The following is a 15,672-nucleotide window of genomic DNA, read 5'->3' on the forward strand; positions in this document are numbered from 1 at the left end:
TCAACCGCCGATCGCACATTGAAAGAAAAAACACCTTTGGCGATCGGCGTTAATGGGCGTTCAGCGGCGGTTAAACAGCCCCAAAAACGAGAATCTAAAGCATTTCCTTCAAAACTTGTATAATCAAATCCCCATCCACCCGATCGCTCACAGCAGCCTCACCCAAGCGCACCGGCAGCACAAACCGCACCTTGCCATCCTGCACCTTCTTATCCAGTTGCAAAGTATGCAAAATTTCCTCAACATCCACACCCGCCGGCAATTTGGCAGGTAAACCCGCTTTTTCAATCAAAGCAGACTGACGGCGATCGCACTCAGCATCCCACATTCCCAACTCCACAGCCAATCGGCTTGACGCAGCCATGCCGATTGCCACTCCTTCCCCGTGATTGATCACCTTGTAATTGGTCAAACTTTCCACAGCATGACCGATGGTGTGTCCGTAATTCAAAATCGCCCGCAAACCCGATTCCTTCTCGTCTTTGCTAACCACCTCAGCCTTAGCTTGGCAAGACCTGCTTAAAATTTCAGCCAACAAATCCGCCTTCACATAGCGCATTTGATCCAAACGCTTGCACTTTTCCAACTTTTCAAACAATTCAACATCCCAAATCACTCCGTACTTAATCACTTCCGCCATCGCCGAACGAAACTCCCTCGCCGGCAGAGTTTTGAGTACATCCGGGTCAATTAACACCAAACGTGGCTGGTGAAAAGCCCCGATTAAATTCTTCCCTAAAGGATGATTTACCCCTGTTTTGCCACCAATAGAAGCATCAACCATCGCCAGCAGCGAAGTCGGAACCTGCACGACATTAATTCCCCGCAGCCAAGTCGCCGCCGCAAAACCCGTCATATCGCCCACAACCCCGCCGCCCAAAGCGACCATTGTCGAGGAACGTTCTAAGCGGTTTTCCAAAGCCGCACCGTAAATTTTCTGTACCGAATTTAAAGTTTTGTACTGTTCTCCCGGTGGTAAAATGCAGCTACCGACTTCCAGACCGGCTGATTCGAGGGCTGCGGTTGCTCTTTCGCCGTACTGCCGAAAAATCGACTGATTGGACACCAGCAGCACTTTTTTGCCCAAACTTAGATCGCCCATCAGACTGCCGAGTTCGTCTAATCCGCCCGATCGCACGCAAACATTGTAAGATTGTGGCCCCAAGTCAACTTTAATTATGGATTGCATATTTATCTAATTTAGATATTAGATTTTAGATTATAGTTCTTATAGGTCTTTTTATTGATTGTTTTGGAGAAATTGCAATGACTCTTAGCGGAGCAATAACTTATTTTGGGATTTTTGGCGGCATGATCGGCTTGGCGACAGTGCTGATGTTTGGTCTGCGGGCTGTCAAACTCATCTAATTTGCTAATTTAGATGTCTCAACCAGAGGATTTAATCTCTGGCAAAAGTATCAGTTCGACAACGTATTTGCGCCAAAAATCTCTAGGTTTATCTGTAGATTGACGGCGCAAATGCTTCATTTCATAAAACTTTTGGATTGAACGATCGTGCTTATTCTAATTGACGAGCATCTTCAGCAGGTGGATGCCAACCACATTCTACCCAAAACCTGCGCGATCGCCGAATCGAATCCTCTTCATCATAACGTTCATAATTAAGGTCAAGCCGATTGCACGTTGCTCGACCTATGGGAGTTTTAGGGACAATATTTAGACCATCTGCTGTCCAGATAAAATGTTCTGACCACTGCTGCTGACGAGAATTAAATAATAAACATTCTTGCTGAGTTTCCTGGTCAATTCCGTTGGTAAAATTGTAGTGGCATTCGTTGCAGCGACGGCAAGCTAATGCTAAATTTTTACTGTCATCAGATCCGCCTAGAGATTTGGGCATGAGATGATCTATGGTAAAGCGATCTGGGCTTAGATATTCTGGAGAGTGGCAGTATTCGCAGAGATATTTAGCTCGTTGTCGTATAAATTGTCGAGTGCGATCGGACACCATTTAGCTTGAGTGGAAAGTTGGGCGTTAATCAAGGTAAAAATTCGGGATAGTTCTATGAGGCCAGCTAATTCGGGAATTTCATCGACAGTTAACAAATCTAGTCTTTTTCTCTCTAGCAGTTCTTCCATGCGAGATTGGAGATCGTCGGTAAATCTGAATAAGTAAATATTCCCAAATTCTACCATTTTGATGCCCCAAAGCATCAAAGAAGAAGGTTTTACCATTAATTGAGTATTCATAGGGATCGAAGCTCTCAAATACTCTTGAAATATTGTAGCTTATCAGTTGTCAAGTGGATTTAATGAAGGAGCGATCGCACTTGCTATAAGACACGATCGCTCCTGATTAATTAAAACATTCAATCTAACAATAGTCCGGACAGTTTTCAATCACTAACGGCAGAATGAGGGTTTCAGCCTTCTCAGTGAGGTCGAATGCTAACGGTAGAATGAGGGTTTCAGCCTCCATCTCAAAAACTGTCCGGAGTATTGAATCTAATTGAGTCGATCGAACTTCTGCCAATTTCTCAGCCCCTGTCGTATCAAAAACTATCGCGTGTTTAGCCGTCGGCAACAACCGCCATAAAATCTGTATGTATCCCTCCGCATCGCCCCGACGGTGGAACCGAGCAACCACCAATCGCTGCATATTTGGTAATTGCCGCACGATACACCAGGGATGAGTGTTTAATTTGGGCTTGGATGTTGGTATCATAGGGTAATCCTTCCCCACGTTCGTGGGGTGTGGTAGAAAAAGCGATCGCCCTTAAGTTTTCGAGGCTAGGAGGGCGATCGTTTTCACTGTACATAGATCATATGTTGCATACGCATCAATGTCAAGTTAAAACATGGGATACGTTAGACTGCGGATTCGAGAACTAGCTGAGCAAAAGGGTTGGACACTAAAGCAAGTTGCCAATCAATCCGGAGTTAATTACAACACTGTCAGAAGCTACGTTCAGCGTGATGCTTTGAATACAGTCGATCTTTCTGCTGTCTACAAAATTGCCCGCGCCTTCGACGTGACAATGGAAGATTTGGTCGAGATTTTGGAAGATTGAGGGCGCACCAATGGGGCGTGTTCGACTAAAAATTCTAGCGCTGGTAGAAGAAAAGGGCGATCGCGCTAATGGGATACGTTGATTAATGCCGTACTTATCGCCGCCGTTTCTTTACTTGTTCGTAGGGGAAACAATCAATAACGTCAGATAGCATATAACTACCTTTGGAATCTGATTCCATCAGTTCCAAGTAGACAGTCTTGGGGACTTCAAAGTATCGATATGTTTTGCCACTATTGAAAACAACTTCGAGGGTGTAGCTTTCCTCGTCATAACCCGCAGATTGGATCATGCTAGATTCAACAGGTTCTAGTTTCATGGTAATTAGGCGATGCTTTTCTCTAACTATTTATAGCCGATCGCCCTGCAATTTAAATTAGCCCGCCTAAAAAAACAGAATACTCAGATCCTCGACTTCGCAGAAGTCCGGGATGTAGCGCGCGATCGCCCGCTTTCCCCTAAAATAACTTCTACTCCCCCAATCCAAAATCTAAAATCTAAAATCTAAAATCGATATGTCTCATTCCACAGATATCGTCACCCTCGCCCGCTGGATGGCTGCCGATTTCAGCAACCAAGCCCAAGCCTTTGAAAATCCGCCATTCTTCGCCCACATCCGCGTCTGCATGAGGCCTTTGCCGATCGAAGTTCTGGATGGGATCAGCTTATACCTAGAACAAGCCTACGATATTGAACTGAATGTACCGTACCGAGTCCGAGTTTTGAAATTAGTCCCGGTGGGCGATCGAATCGACATCGAAAATTATGCCATAGAAAACGAAGAACAATTCTACGGCGCTGCCCGCGACCCGCAACGGCTGCAAGAAATCAAAAAAGCACAACTGACTCTACTTCCCGGCTGCACCTTTATTACGCAGTGGACGGGCAACAGCTTCAAAGGGTCTGTCGAACCCGGAAAAGGCTGCATGGTGGTCAGAAAGGGCAAAAAAACCTATTTAGACAGCGAATTCGAGATTGACCAAGAAAAGTTTATTAGCCACGATCGCGGACGTGACCCAGAAACCGACGCCCACGTCTGGGGGGCCCAGGCCGGCCCCTTTGAATTCACCCGCCGAGCCAGTTTCGCCGACGAAATTCAGGTTTAATCTAAAAAAACAGACTCCTTCCTGGGCGAACACGCTTGATTAAAGGTTCAGAATGCACCAATACCTGGTACATTAACCCAGTATTGGCAAGCAAGATTCACCGTTGATTTATGAAAGTCCTGGTTATTGGTGGCGATGGCTATTGCGGTTGGGCAACCGCACTCTACCTTTCTAACAAAGGTTACGAAGTTGGCATCCTCGACAGCTTCGTGCGGCGGCACTGGGATCTGGAACTGTGCAGCGACACCCTCACTCCCATCGCACCGATTCAGCAACGACTCCAGCGATGGCAAGATTTAACGGGCAAGTCGATCGACTTGTTCGTCGGTGACATCACCAACTACGATTTTCTCAGCAAAAGCATGAGAAAATTTGCACCAGAGGCGATCGTCCATTTCGGCGAACAGCGTTCGGCACCTTTCTCAATGATCGATCGCGAACACGCAGTCCTTACTCAAGTCAATAACGTCGTCGGGACACTCAACCTGCTGTACGCCATCCGCGAAGACTTCCCCGATTGTCACCTAGTGAAATTGGGGACAATGGGCGAATACGGCACGCCGAATATTGACATTGAAGAAGGCTACATTACGATCGAACACAACGGGCGCAAGGATACACTACCCTATCCCAAACAACCAGGCAGTTTCTACCACCTGTCAAAAGTCCACGACTCCCACAACATCCATTTTGCTTGCAAAATCTGGGGTTTAAGAGCCACCGACTTAAATCAGGGCGTAGTTTACGGCGTGCTCACAGATGAAACCGGCATGGATGAACTGCTGATCAACCGTTTGGACTACGACGGAGTATTCGGTACAGCATTGAACAGATTTTGCATCCAAGCTGCGATCGGTCATCCTTTGACGGTTTATGGCAGTGGCGGACAAACCCGCAGCTTCTTAGACATTCGGGATACCGTGCGGTGCGTGGAATTAGCGATCGCCAACCCCGCCGAAGCCGGACAATTCCGCGTCTTCAACCAATTCACCGAACAATTCAGCGTCGGCGACTTAGCCTCCTTGGTGCAAAAAGCAGGCACGGCAATGGGATTAAAAGTAGAAATCAACAACATCGAAAATCCCAGAGTCGAGAAAGAAGAACATTATTTCAATGCCAAAAACACCAATTTGCTAGATCTCGGTTTGCAACCGCACTATCTCTCAGATTCCCTGCTCGATTCTCTGCTGAATTTTGCTACAAAATATCAGCACCGTGTGGATAAAAACCAGATTTTGCCGAAGGTTTCTTGGAAGTAAGTTCTGGTATCTATTTGCGGGGTAAGAGATTTTTTAACGAACCGCGAAGGCGCGAAGCGCGCGAAGTAAGAGAAAAGAAGGGAAGATAGGAGAAGGGTTCGCAAGTTCTGAATGGACTTGGCTGTATATTACGATAATCTATCTTTTTTATCTCTTGCTCTGTGTTCTCTGTGTCCTCTGCGGTTAATTAAAAGATGGCATCAGGTTTTTACTGCTGGCTTGTTTGAGAAGAAAAGCCGTGAAAAGTCGAATTCTAATTCTGTTACTTTTAGTGGTTATGCCTGGATTTTCAGCGAAGGCAGTTTGGGCTTATTATTTAATAGGACAATGGGCTGCTGTAACGCCGAGCGATCTAAATTAGTGGCGAGTTAGCGAAGGCTTATCTGCCACTTAAAAAGCAAGATAAATTGCCGGAACAGCACAGGAAATTTACAGAATTAATTGCTTGACCAAAAGTGTGGGATGGCTTTTAGGTGGGATAATTGTATCAATTGGCATTCAGGGAATTGGCATTTTATCCCAAAAACCTCTCGCTCGGAATTAGCTGTACTGCAACTGACAGAAAAAGTGTAGAAAAGCAGCCGATAGCACGCCATGACTGACTCCCCCCGACACAGTGTATCCTGTTACCGATGACGTTTGCCCCAAGCTATAATTATCTGCTCCCTAAGTAACTTATTTTTATGAAAATTGCTCTTTTCACTGAAACATTTTTGCCGAAAATAGACGGCATTGTAACGCGCCTGATTCACACTGTAGATCACTTGCAGCGATCGGGCGAACAAGTTCTGATATTTTCTCCAGATTACGGAATTAAAGAATACAAAGGCGCACGAGTTTACGGGGTGGAGGGCTTGCCTTTGCCAATGTACCCGGAATTGAAAATGGCACTTCCTTCTCCCGCTGTCGGTCGCCAATTAGAGCAGTTTAAACCGGATATTATTCATGTTGTCAATCCCGCTATTTTGGGATTGGGCGGTATATATTACGGGAAAAAGTTCAACATTCCGATTTTGGCTTCTTACCACACGCATTTGCCGAAATATTTGCACCATTACGGTTTTGGAGTCCTCGAACCTTTATTGTGGGAATTGCTCAAAGGTGCTCACAACCAAGCAGAATTGAATCTGTGTACTTCTACAGCAATGGTGGAAGAACTCAGAAACCACGGCATCGATCGGGTAGATTTGTGGCAGCGGGGCGTAGATACTGAAATGTTTGTCCCGGAATTGGCAAGTCGAGAAATGCGATCGCGCCTTTCTGCAAATAACCCAGACAGTCCCCTGCTGCTGTACGTCGGCCGCCTCGGTGCAGAAAAAGAAATCGAACGCATCAAACCCGTCCTCGCAGCAATTCCCGATGCCCGCCTCGCCTTAGTGGGAGACGGCCCGCATCGGCAAACCCTGGAACAATATTTTGCCGGTACACCCACCAATTTTGTCGGCTATCTCAAGGGGCAAGAACTGGCAAGAGCTTACGCATCTGCCGACGCCTTCATTTTTCCCTCCCGCACCGAAACCCTGGGCTTAGTGCTCCTAGAAGCCATGGCTGCGGGGACGCCTGTAGTGGCAGCGCGCAGCGGCGGAATTCCCGATATCGTCACCGACGGTGTTAACGGATATTTATTTGATCCCGCTGACGAAGAAGGAGCACTCGCCGCCACCCAGCGTCTGTTTGCGAATCCTGAAGAACGGGAAACCCTGCGCCATAACGCTCGCCGAGAAGCCGAACGCTGGGGTTGGGCCGCCGCCGCCGCACAACTGCAGCGCTACTATCAATCGGTGGTATTTTCCCAGTCCATGCCCAGAGCAGCCTAAATGTCAGGATCTGTAGCACCTTGAAACATCACCGCCAGCTTAGCTTCGCTGTTCGATCGTCAGTTTGTATTGAATACGGATGTTTTCAAAGATTGATCGAACTTTTTTGCTGTATAAATTACCGTTGTTATCCTGCTGTTGCATTTACCATTAAACTATGAGTAAGCTCTGTAGGAATGCCTTGCGCGCTGCTTTCATAGCGCCCTTTAGCTGACCGGATACGGTCGCCGAGTGCGCTAAAACAGTCACACCGCGCGCTGGGGCCGAGAACAGGGCGTCCAATCTACATTGCACTCTCGATCCAACTAAAGCCTGTCACCTAATGTTCAGGCTAGCAGTTTTGCTAACTCAAGTTCAGCTTGAATTGACGAACCCTCATCAGTATCGAGGTTGTAAAAAAGATCGATCGAGCATACATAACAAGCAAACTGAAGTTGCGTGCGCCACTTTTGAACTCACGATTCATCAAAGCGACAAGCGAGTGCCGATGCGCTTGCAAACAAATTCAAGAGTTTGCACCGCCGAATCTAGCGCCGATCGACCTGCGGTCAGTCTACCCCTCTGAGCAAGCAGTTAATCATGACATTCTCCAATACTGGTAGCGTTCTGGCTACACTGACTCAAGTCAATTTTATGGGGGCATTGACCTCCCGTGTTAAGAGCCTGCCAGTTCCTGAATTAGTGTGCCTGCTGGACTTTATCACGGCTGAATTTCAGCAATTTATCCGGGCGATGGACCTGATTAACAATGAAGCACTCGAAAGTCTCTTAGAGCAACTTTTAGATGCCTTCACTGTCAAAATTGGTCAAATTTTGCAAGCAGACCGGACAACAATTTTTTTGGTTGACTCGAACAAAAATCAACTGTGGCACAAAACCGTCGATCCACTTACGGGCGAGGATGTAGAAGTGCGCTTGCCGATGGATGCAGGCATTTTAGGCTATGTAGCAACAACCGGAAAATCGATTAATGTCGCCGAAGCTCGATCGCACGAGTATTTTAATACCGAAGTAGACGAACCACCGGGCTATCAGATCGAGACCATCCTCTGTATGCCAATTTTTAGCAGCAAGAGCCAACATGAACCCGTAGCGGTGGTCAGATTGTTAAATAAAGCTGGCGATGCCCCCTTTAACGAGGAAGACGAACAGCAGTTCCAGGCTTTTGCAGATTCGATCGGGATTATTCTCGAAAGCTGTCAGTCTTTCTACGTCGTGGCGCGCAACCAGCGAGGGGTTGCCGCACTTTTGAGAGCCACCACGACTTTGGGTCAAAGTCTTGACTTGGAAACAACTTTGCGCTCTGTAATGGATCAAGCTCGCGACTTGATGCAAGCCGATCGCAGCACGCTATTTTTGTTAAATCGGGAAACCAACGAACTCTGGACAAAAGTCGCCAAGGCTGACGGCACAACGATGATGGAAATTCGTATTCCCGCGAATAGGGGAATTGCTGGCTATGTCGCTTCGACTGGTCAACCTCTAAATATTACAGATGCTTACGACGATCCCCGCTTTGACCCATCTACAGACCAGCAAACGGGATACCGCACTCGGACTGTTTTGTGTATGCCGGTGCATAACGCTAAAGGTGAGCTGATCGGGGTAACTCAGCTAATTAATAAGAACCAAGGTAGTTTCACCCCTTCCGACGAAGAGTTTTTGCGAGCGTTTAATTCCCAAGCGGGAATGGCGCTGCAAAATTCTCAACTGTTTCAAAACGTGATGGTGGAAAAGCAGTATCAAAAAGATATGCTGCAAAGTCTTTCAGATGCAGTAATTTCCACCGATTTACAGGGGCGAGTTGTAACAATTAACGAAGCAGCGCTGGAATTGTTGGGCTGTCCGGTAAATCAAGCTAAAAGCAAACACAATCCCCAGATTTGGGAAGATAAACTGGTGAATCGCTATGTTTGGGAAGTTGTGCCGATCGACAATTTGCAATTTCGACTAGAAGACAGTCTCAAAAATGCTGCCCGACATTACGTTCCTGAACAAAGTTTAACTGTGGGACTGTTGGTAGAAAAAACGCTAAATTCCCAAAAAAAAGAAGAAGAAGAAAGTTATATTTTGGCCGTGCCCGATCGCACTGATCCTAATTTATATTACGCTTGGGGCGAAAACCGCGCGTGGACTGAGGAAGTAGCGCTGGCAGAATTAGCTAATGCCCAATCTCTATTTGCGCTGCGAAATTCTGCCCTGTATCACCCTTATTGTCCGCTGCCCATCCCCGCCTCTCGAATTAAAGTAATTGAACGTAGTTTGAATTTGACTGTCAACCCGCTGATCAATCCAGAGGGCGGCGTGCGCGGAGGTTTAGTGGTACTCGAAGACATCAGTCGCGAAAAGCGGATGAAAAATACGATGTACCGCTATCTGACTCCTGGAGTCGTAGATAAAGTGATGGCCTTGGGTGAAGGCGCCCTGATGGTGGGCGAACGCAAAGAAGTGACTATTTTATTTTCCGACATTCGCGGCTACACCACGCTGACTGAAAATTTGGGAGCGTCGGATGTGGTATCCCTGCTGAACGAATATTTTGAGACGATGGTGGAGGCAGTTTTCCACTACGAAGGCACTTTAGACAAGTTTATCGGCGATGCTTTAATGGCGGTTTTCGGCGCGCCCCTGCCCCTGAATCCCCCGGAAAGTCATGGTTGGATGGCGGTGCAGTCGGCTTTAGATATGCGCCGGCGTTTGAAAGAGTTTAATGATTCTCGCCCCGGCGAAGATCCATTTCGCTTCGGAATTGGAATTAGTTCCGGAGAGGTGGTTTCGGGAAATATTGGTTCTCAAAAGCGAATGGATTACACGGTAATCGGCGATGCGGTGAATTTGAGTTCGCGATTGGAACAGCTTACAAAGGAGTACGGCTGCGATATAATTTTGAGCGAATTTACATACAGTTTGTGTCGCGAAGGGATTTGGGTGCGAGAGTTGGACAAGGTGCGGGTTAAGGGCAAAAATCAGCCAGTGGGTATTTACGAGTTGCTGCAAAATAGTTCTGAACCCATGGATGGGGAAACCGTTCGGTTTTTGGAACTTTACAGTAACGGTAGGGATGCTTATATTGCTAGAAATTTTCAGAAAGCTATTAGTTATTTTGAAGCGGCTTTAGCAATGCGACCCAGCGATCGACCTGTGGAAGTTCACCTAGACCGATCCCTGAGCTATTTGGAAGTACCCCCGCCCGATGATTGGGACGGTGTGCATACGATGACAACCAAGTAGTAGATCATATTACATCCGAGTGTTCAAAAGTAAAAAGATTTGATAAAGATTTTAAATCTTCCTTATGACAGAGTTAACAAGTGTAAAAATGTGAAATGATAAATCGGATGGCATATTAAAGTTAGTATTTATTTCCAGGCTAACAATTAAATGAGTTATTTATCTGTTCCCAATGCCACAAAAGCTGATCGCATTCTGGTGGTAGACGACGCACCAGATAATGTTTTGTTGGTTCAAACAATCCTAGAAGAAGAAGGTTACGAAATTAGCACGGCGGAAAACGGCTTTTCTGCCTTAAGTCAAATTGAGAAGTCAGCCCCGGATTTGGTACTTCTCGACGTGATGATGCCGGGAATGGATGGTTACGAAGTCACTAAACGCATCCGACAAAATAAGGAATTGCCCTTTATTCCGATTTTGCTGATCACGGCTCACGACAGTGCCAGCGTAGTCCAGGGATTGGACATGGGAGCAGACGATTTCATCCGCAAACCAGTCGAAATGGATGAACTGCTGGCGAGGGTTCGATCGCTCCTGCGGCTTAAACACAGCGTAGACGAGCGCAATTCGATCGCCCTGCAGCGCGAAGATTTTGTCTCCCGACTCGCTCACGACTTGCGGACGCCCCTCGTAGCAGCCGATCGAATGCTAACTTTAATGCAGCAGGGAGCTTTGGGAGAAATTTCCCTTCCCATGCGCGACGCTTTCGGGACGATGGTTCGCAGCAACAAAAACCTGATCGCGATGGTAAATATGTTGCTGGAAGTCTACCGCTACGAAGCAGGCCGCAAATCCCTAAGTTTCGCTGCCGTGGACTTGCGCCAGCTTATTACTGAGGTAGCTGAAGAACTAGCTCCCCTAGCCGATGCTAAAGGTTTATCCGTAAATTTAGACTTGACAGAAAGTGCAGAAAGTGCACCGATTGCGAAGTATCCGGGCGATCGTCTGGAACTGCACCGCTTGCTGACAAATTTAATCGGAAATGCAATTAAATTCACCGACAACGGCTCAATAGATGTCAGCTTAAAAGCTGCTAATTCACCTGCTTATACGAGCTTCAAAAACCAACCGCTGGCATGGGTAATCATAGACATCAAAGACACCGGTGCCGGCATTTCTCCCACCGAACAAGCAAAGTTATTTGAAAGGTTTAGCTCGGGAACTCATAAGAAGTCCAGTACAGGTTTGGGACTACATCTCTGCCGCCAAATAGTCGAAGCTCACCGCGGCACGATCGAGGTAACATCAGAGTTGGGCAAAGGCAGTTTGTTTACTATTCGCTTGCCTTGTTAGAGCGGTATAAATAACTCTAACTTTCGGGTGCTAAAGGCCCACATTACTACAGATAAACTGTAAGTGTAGGGTGCGAACTGCGTACCTAATCGAATTATGGTTAATTTACCAGATGTCATATAATGACTTGGCAACCAAATTGATGGCGATATGTCTAACTGTCCAGTGTGTGGTGCTGAATACTTAGAAGGAAAAGCAGAGTTTTGCTCGATTTGCGGCTGGGATTTGACTCCCTACCCGCAGCGTGCGAAGCCTTCCAAAACTTATTTAAAAAAAGAACAAGTTAGATTGCAGTGGGCAAAAGAAATGTGGGAATTTGTCCGCAATCAACAAAATTTATCAGCTAAATTTGATGAGTTGCAGGGGGAATTGCAGCAAGGCGCGATCGCCCGCACGTACCTTCAATCTCAGTTAGAATGGGTTCTATACCGCCTCGAACAACTAAACCCCGAATTGATTGTCAGCACTCTACTGCGGCTGGAAGACAAAATCGGCGCTATACCTGACAAAACTCCGGCTATCTCCGAAGTGGGGATGGACTACCGCCAACTGACAAAGCTATTAGAAACTGGAAAATGGCGCAAAGCTGATGAACACACTTGGGAAATCTTGCTGCAAATCGCTGTCAGGGAAGACGAAGGCTGGCTGAGTGCAGCCGATATTGACAGTTTTCCTCCTACAGACCTTCGTACGATCGACCGACTTTGGCAACAATACAGCAGCGGGCGGTTCGGGTTGAGCGTGCAGCAGCAGATTTGGGAAAGTACCGAGGCAAATTATACTGAATTTTGCGATCGAGTCGGCTGGCGAGTCAAGGAAAATTGGAAATATTATAGCGAGCTCTCCTTCAACGAAGATGCTCCCCCCGGACATCTCCCCGTCACCGCATGGAGGCAGCGCGCCTGTTACGGTGCTGGTCAACTCACCGCAGCAGAAAACTTTGCCCGCATTGCTGCGAAACTGGCAACTGGCGATCGGTGATCATCCAAAATAAAAAATTCAAAATCGACATTAACTGCTATAATCAAAACGGTTTAGCAACTGGGGCTGTGGCTCAGATGGATAGAGCAAGCGCCTCCTGAAGAATCGGGCACCCTGCGAGGAAACTCTAGGAGTGAATGTGGTCAAATTTGGTGAAACCTAAAGAGTTCGTGGGTTCCTATGACTCTAAGGCAATACCAAGCCAAGCCTGAGTTCAGGGCGATTATGCGATCGCCTATATTGAAATCAGGAAGGTTTAGAGACTAGACGGTCACCACCTAAAAGCTGCAAGCATATGGTGAAGGTATAGTCCAGAGAGTGGGGAAACTCACACAAATCTGAAGCGCTAGGCCGCCGGTTCGAACCCGGCCAGTCCCGTTAAAAACCAAGAAAAATTAAAATCAGGAGGGGAAAGCTTAAGTTTGGCCCCTCTTTTTTGCATATCCGCTAACGAATTCGCCCACAGACGAATACTTGCTGGAAGACGAGGACTTACGCAGAACCTCTCTCTCTAGAGTCCATCTGAAATCTAAAATCTAAAATCCCCCGTTTAAGCCCCCAACATAAGCGTAGAGTCAATCTAAAATCTAAAATCTAAAATCTAAAATCCTATGATCCCCCGACCCTTTTTTAATTTTTAATTTTTAATTCCTGTTAGTGGGCTATACGTGCGGTATTTTTTGTTATGGTTCCTTTGTGAGTTACATAAAATTTTTATAGGTTTAGATGTGGTTAAAAATCAATTCAAACACGCAGCGTTACAAGCGTTTGAACACTTCACGCAGTTTTTGGTTCCTAGTAGGGCTTTTGATGGCGTGCTGGTTTGGCTATCAGCAGGTTAAGAGCGAATTTCAGAGACCCCAAGCTTTGTTAGTTCTAGGTGGGGCTACGGAGCGAGAGGTGTTTGCCGCCAAATTTGCTCAGGATTATCCTGAATTGCCGATTTGGGTGTCGTCTGGGAGCAATCCTGAGTTCGCGGAATGGGTGTTTTCAGAAGCGGGAATTGAGTCCGAGCGCCTGCACTTAGACTACAGAGCGGTGGATACGGTAACAAATTTTACTACCCTGGTAGATGAATTGAAAGCTCAAGGGATTGAGAGCGTGTATCTGATCACTTCTGACGATCATATGCGGCGAGCTCAGATTATCGGCGAAATCGTACTCGGCAGTCGAGGCATTAGTTTTAAGCCTGTGGCAGTTCCGTCTGGGCGAACCCCCGAACCGGTGGAAAAAGCTGTTCGCGACGGCGCTAGGGCTATTCTTTGGCTCACCACCGGTTATACGGGTGCTAACTTCAGCCAAGCCAGAATTGAATAAACAAAGGGAAGGATTAAGCAAGTTTTAGTTTTTTCCATTCCCTCTGGTTTTAAAACTTCTCTTCTATCGCGATTTAAGGAAACGCGAAGATGCTGATGAAAAATGCGTAAAAGAACAGAAGAGAAAAGAAGGAGTAGTTTAAAATTAGTAGATGAACTTCAAAAGCTAAAATTAATGACCGAGCAAATTCTGCCGCAAGTTCTGGATAAAATTTTGAGTGACACCAAAACGCCGGATGATGTTTTTTCCGCTTTGGTGCCGGCTTTAGGCGAGGTGTTAAATTGCGATCGGGTATTTCTCTACCTCCGCAATCCTGAAACGCAAAGGGGCAGAGTACCTTACTGCTGGCGTCGCAACTCGAACTTTCCAGAGATTGGGGACGCGGAATGGAAAAAAGAACCCGAATCATTAGGGGAAGAAGACCCTTTATTTGCAGCAGCTTTGCGAACTGAACCGTCGATTTTTGTTGAGGATGTTGAGACAGCCAATCCTGAAGTTGTCAACAAAAATTTTGAGGCAAAAGAGTTCGGACATCGAGCTTTGATACACGCTCACCTTTGTGCTGACGGGTTATTGTGGGGGGTTTTGCAGCCTTGTATGTTCGATCGCCCCAGAGTTTGGACTGACTTCGATCGCCAAGTTATCGCAGCAGTTACAGAAAAATTTTCCCCTTTAGCTGTCGCTTATGTCACCGCATCAGCATCAAAAGATGAGCGATAAAAATCAATAATTTACCTGTAGGCAGCGGGTGGGTAATGAATGAATGTCAAGTTAAGACTAAAACCACGTCTAGGTCGGGGTTTTATCCGAATTTCAATGCCCTTCCCGGCCGAGAAAAGAATGTTTCCTCAATCCCCCCTTTTTTAGTTAGGGGGCATTGAGGAACTAATTTTCAAACAAAAGTCGGGTACTAAATTTGAGCTGATTGTTATCACGAATGGTGAGGTGTGCATCGCCCTAGGGATAGACTTGGTGCACAATTCCTGTTTAAAAAACGCCCCAATTTTGAATACCCCGACTGCTGAAAACCCCTTGGGCCCGACTAATATCATCCTCAGCGCCATCTACTACTACCAAATAATCGCCCGCGTGCAGGCGATCGGTGTAAGTTCTAGCTGTTTCTTCGGGAATTCCCAAGTCAGTCAAGGCCTTCACCACCCCACCGAAAGCTGCCGCTGAGACGCCAGTGCTTGCTACGCTAGCCACCAGTGAGGCGCCCAAAGTGCCCGCTGCAATCATCGGCCCGATTCCGGGAATAGCTAAACTTCCGAGACCCACTAGCACGGTGGCTAAAGCACTATTTGTCAGAGTGTCTGCTACCACTCCTGCTCCTGTGTCTAGATTTTTATCGCCTACCTGAGCGATCGTTTGAGTCTCGCCTACAGACTCGCCTGCCTCCCTAGCAACAACCGAAACTTTATCCATTGGAAACCCGGAAGATTTCAATTCTGTCAGAGCTTGCTCTGCCTCTTCGCGGTTAGAAAACAATCCCAACGCGCGGGTTTGATTGCTTGTTACCATATCTTTCTTCTTATCTCCTGTCCAATTAAACTCAAATTCAAGCCTAATTATTGCGCTTGTTTTCAATCAGTTATATTGATATTTTTCGATGTTTATCTTCAGCATTCATCTATCT

The 15,672-nt window shown here is 46.7% G+C and carries 16 protein-coding genes; 10 read left to right on the top strand and 6 right to left on the bottom strand.

The features are described 5' to 3' along the window. Window positions 1-94: 94 nt before the first annotated feature. Window positions 95-1,189, bottom strand: a complete 1,095-nt coding sequence (gene aroB, locus QT979_RS20260; RefSeq protein ID WP_333213608.1) for a 3-dehydroquinate synthase — start codon at window positions 1,187-1,189, stop codon at window positions 95-97. A gap of 77 nt (window positions 1,190-1,266) precedes the next feature. Between aroB and petL the strand changes: the two genes are divergently transcribed. Beyond that, window positions 1,267-1,368 carry a cytochrome b6-f complex subunit PetL gene (gene petL, locus QT979_RS20265; protein ID WP_006633742.1) on the top strand — a complete coding sequence of 34 codons (102 nt, stop codon included), beginning with the start codon at window positions 1,267-1,269 and terminating at the stop codon, window positions 1,366-1,368. 151 nt (window positions 1,369-1,519) lie between these two features. On the opposite strand, the gene QT979_RS20270 is transcribed toward petL, so the two are convergent. The 3 genes from QT979_RS20270 to QT979_RS20280 all read right to left on the bottom strand — a co-directional run bounded on the left by QT979_RS20270 (window position 1,520) and on the right by QT979_RS20280 (window position 2,780). Then, window positions 1,520-1,972, bottom strand: a complete 453-nt coding sequence (locus tag QT979_RS20270; protein WP_333311511.1) for an HNH endonuclease signature motif containing protein — start codon at window positions 1,970-1,972, stop codon at window positions 1,520-1,522. Further along, window positions 1,891-2,211, bottom strand: a complete 321-nt coding sequence (locus QT979_RS20275; RefSeq protein WP_333311512.1) for a hypothetical protein — start codon at window positions 2,209-2,211, stop codon at window positions 1,891-1,893. The genes QT979_RS20270 and QT979_RS20275 overlap by 82 nt, the downstream gene beginning before the upstream one ends. Before the next feature lie 320 nt (window positions 2,212-2,531). Further along, window positions 2,532-2,780, bottom strand: coding sequence for a hypothetical protein (locus QT979_RS20280; RefSeq protein ID WP_333311513.1), 249 nt, complete (start codon window positions 2,778-2,780; stop codon window positions 2,532-2,534). Window positions 2,781-2,819: 39 nt separating this feature from the next. Here QT979_RS20280 and QT979_RS20285 point away from each other — a divergent pair, with 39 nt between their 5' ends. Next, window positions 2,820-3,032 (top strand): helix-turn-helix transcriptional regulator, encoded by a 213-nt coding sequence (locus QT979_RS20285; RefSeq protein WP_333311514.1) that lies wholly within the window; start codon window positions 2,820-2,822, stop codon window positions 3,030-3,032. A 94-nt stretch (window positions 3,033-3,126) separates the two neighbouring features. On the opposite strand, the gene QT979_RS20290 is transcribed toward QT979_RS20285, so the two are convergent. Beyond that, window positions 3,127-3,351, bottom strand: a complete 225-nt coding sequence (locus tag QT979_RS20290) for a KTSC domain-containing protein (protein WP_333102552.1) — start codon at window positions 3,349-3,351, stop codon at window positions 3,127-3,129. Window positions 3,352-3,547: 196 nt separating this feature from the next. Between QT979_RS20290 and QT979_RS20295 the strand changes: the two genes are divergently transcribed. The 8 genes from QT979_RS20295 (at window position 3,548) to QT979_RS20330 (ending at window position 14,756) form a co-directional block, all read left to right on the top strand. After that, complete coding sequence (locus tag QT979_RS20295) at window positions 3,548-4,138, top strand: chromophore lyase CpcT/CpeT (protein ID WP_333213617.1); 591 nt, start codon at window positions 3,548-3,550, stop codon at window positions 4,136-4,138. A gap of 110 nt (window positions 4,139-4,248) precedes the next feature. Further along, complete coding sequence (locus QT979_RS20300) at window positions 4,249-5,397, top strand: NAD-dependent epimerase/dehydratase family protein (RefSeq protein WP_333213619.1); 1,149 nt, start codon at window positions 4,249-4,251, stop codon at window positions 5,395-5,397. 683 nt (window positions 5,398-6,080) lie between these two features. Further along, on the top strand, window positions 6,081-7,214 hold the full coding sequence (locus tag QT979_RS20305; RefSeq protein WP_333311515.1) for a glycosyltransferase family 1 protein: 1,134 nt from the start codon (window positions 6,081-6,083) through the stop codon (window positions 7,212-7,214). A 579-nt stretch (window positions 7,215-7,793) separates the two neighbouring features. Further along, on the top strand, window positions 7,794-10,445 hold the full coding sequence (locus tag QT979_RS20310) for a GAF domain-containing protein (protein ID WP_333213625.1): 2,652 nt from the start codon (window positions 7,794-7,796) through the stop codon (window positions 10,443-10,445). A gap of 150 nt (window positions 10,446-10,595) precedes the next feature. Next, a complete protein-coding gene (locus QT979_RS20315) occupies window positions 10,596-11,738 on the top strand; it encodes a response regulator (protein ID WP_333311516.1) in 1,143 nt (380 codons plus the stop codon). Window positions 11,739-11,888: 150 nt separating this feature from the next. Beyond that, window positions 11,889-12,719, top strand: a complete 831-nt coding sequence (locus QT979_RS20320; RefSeq protein WP_333311517.1) for a GUN4 domain-containing protein — start codon at window positions 11,889-11,891, stop codon at window positions 12,717-12,719. A gap of 726 nt (window positions 12,720-13,445) precedes the next feature. Then, entirely contained in the window at window positions 13,446-14,036 is a 591-nt protein-coding gene (locus QT979_RS20325) for a YdcF family protein (protein WP_333213631.1), read from the top strand. 102 nt (window positions 14,037-14,138) lie between these two features. Beyond that, entirely contained in the window at window positions 14,139-14,756 is a 618-nt protein-coding gene (locus QT979_RS20330) for a GAF domain-containing protein (RefSeq protein WP_333213633.1), read from the top strand. A gap of 267 nt (window positions 14,757-15,023) precedes the next feature. Here QT979_RS20330 and QT979_RS20335 read toward each other — a convergent pair whose 3' ends face one another. Further along, window positions 15,024-15,557 carry a hypothetical protein gene (locus QT979_RS20335; protein WP_333213635.1) on the bottom strand — a complete coding sequence of 178 codons (534 nt, stop codon included), beginning with the start codon at window positions 15,555-15,557 and terminating at the stop codon, window positions 15,024-15,026. Between the last annotated feature and the right edge of the window lie 115 nt (window positions 15,558-15,672).

Source organism: Microcoleus sp. w2-18bC1, from assembly GCF_036700365.1.
Classification (GTDB): domain Bacteria; phylum Cyanobacteriota; class Cyanobacteriia; order Cyanobacteriales; family Microcoleaceae; genus Microcoleus.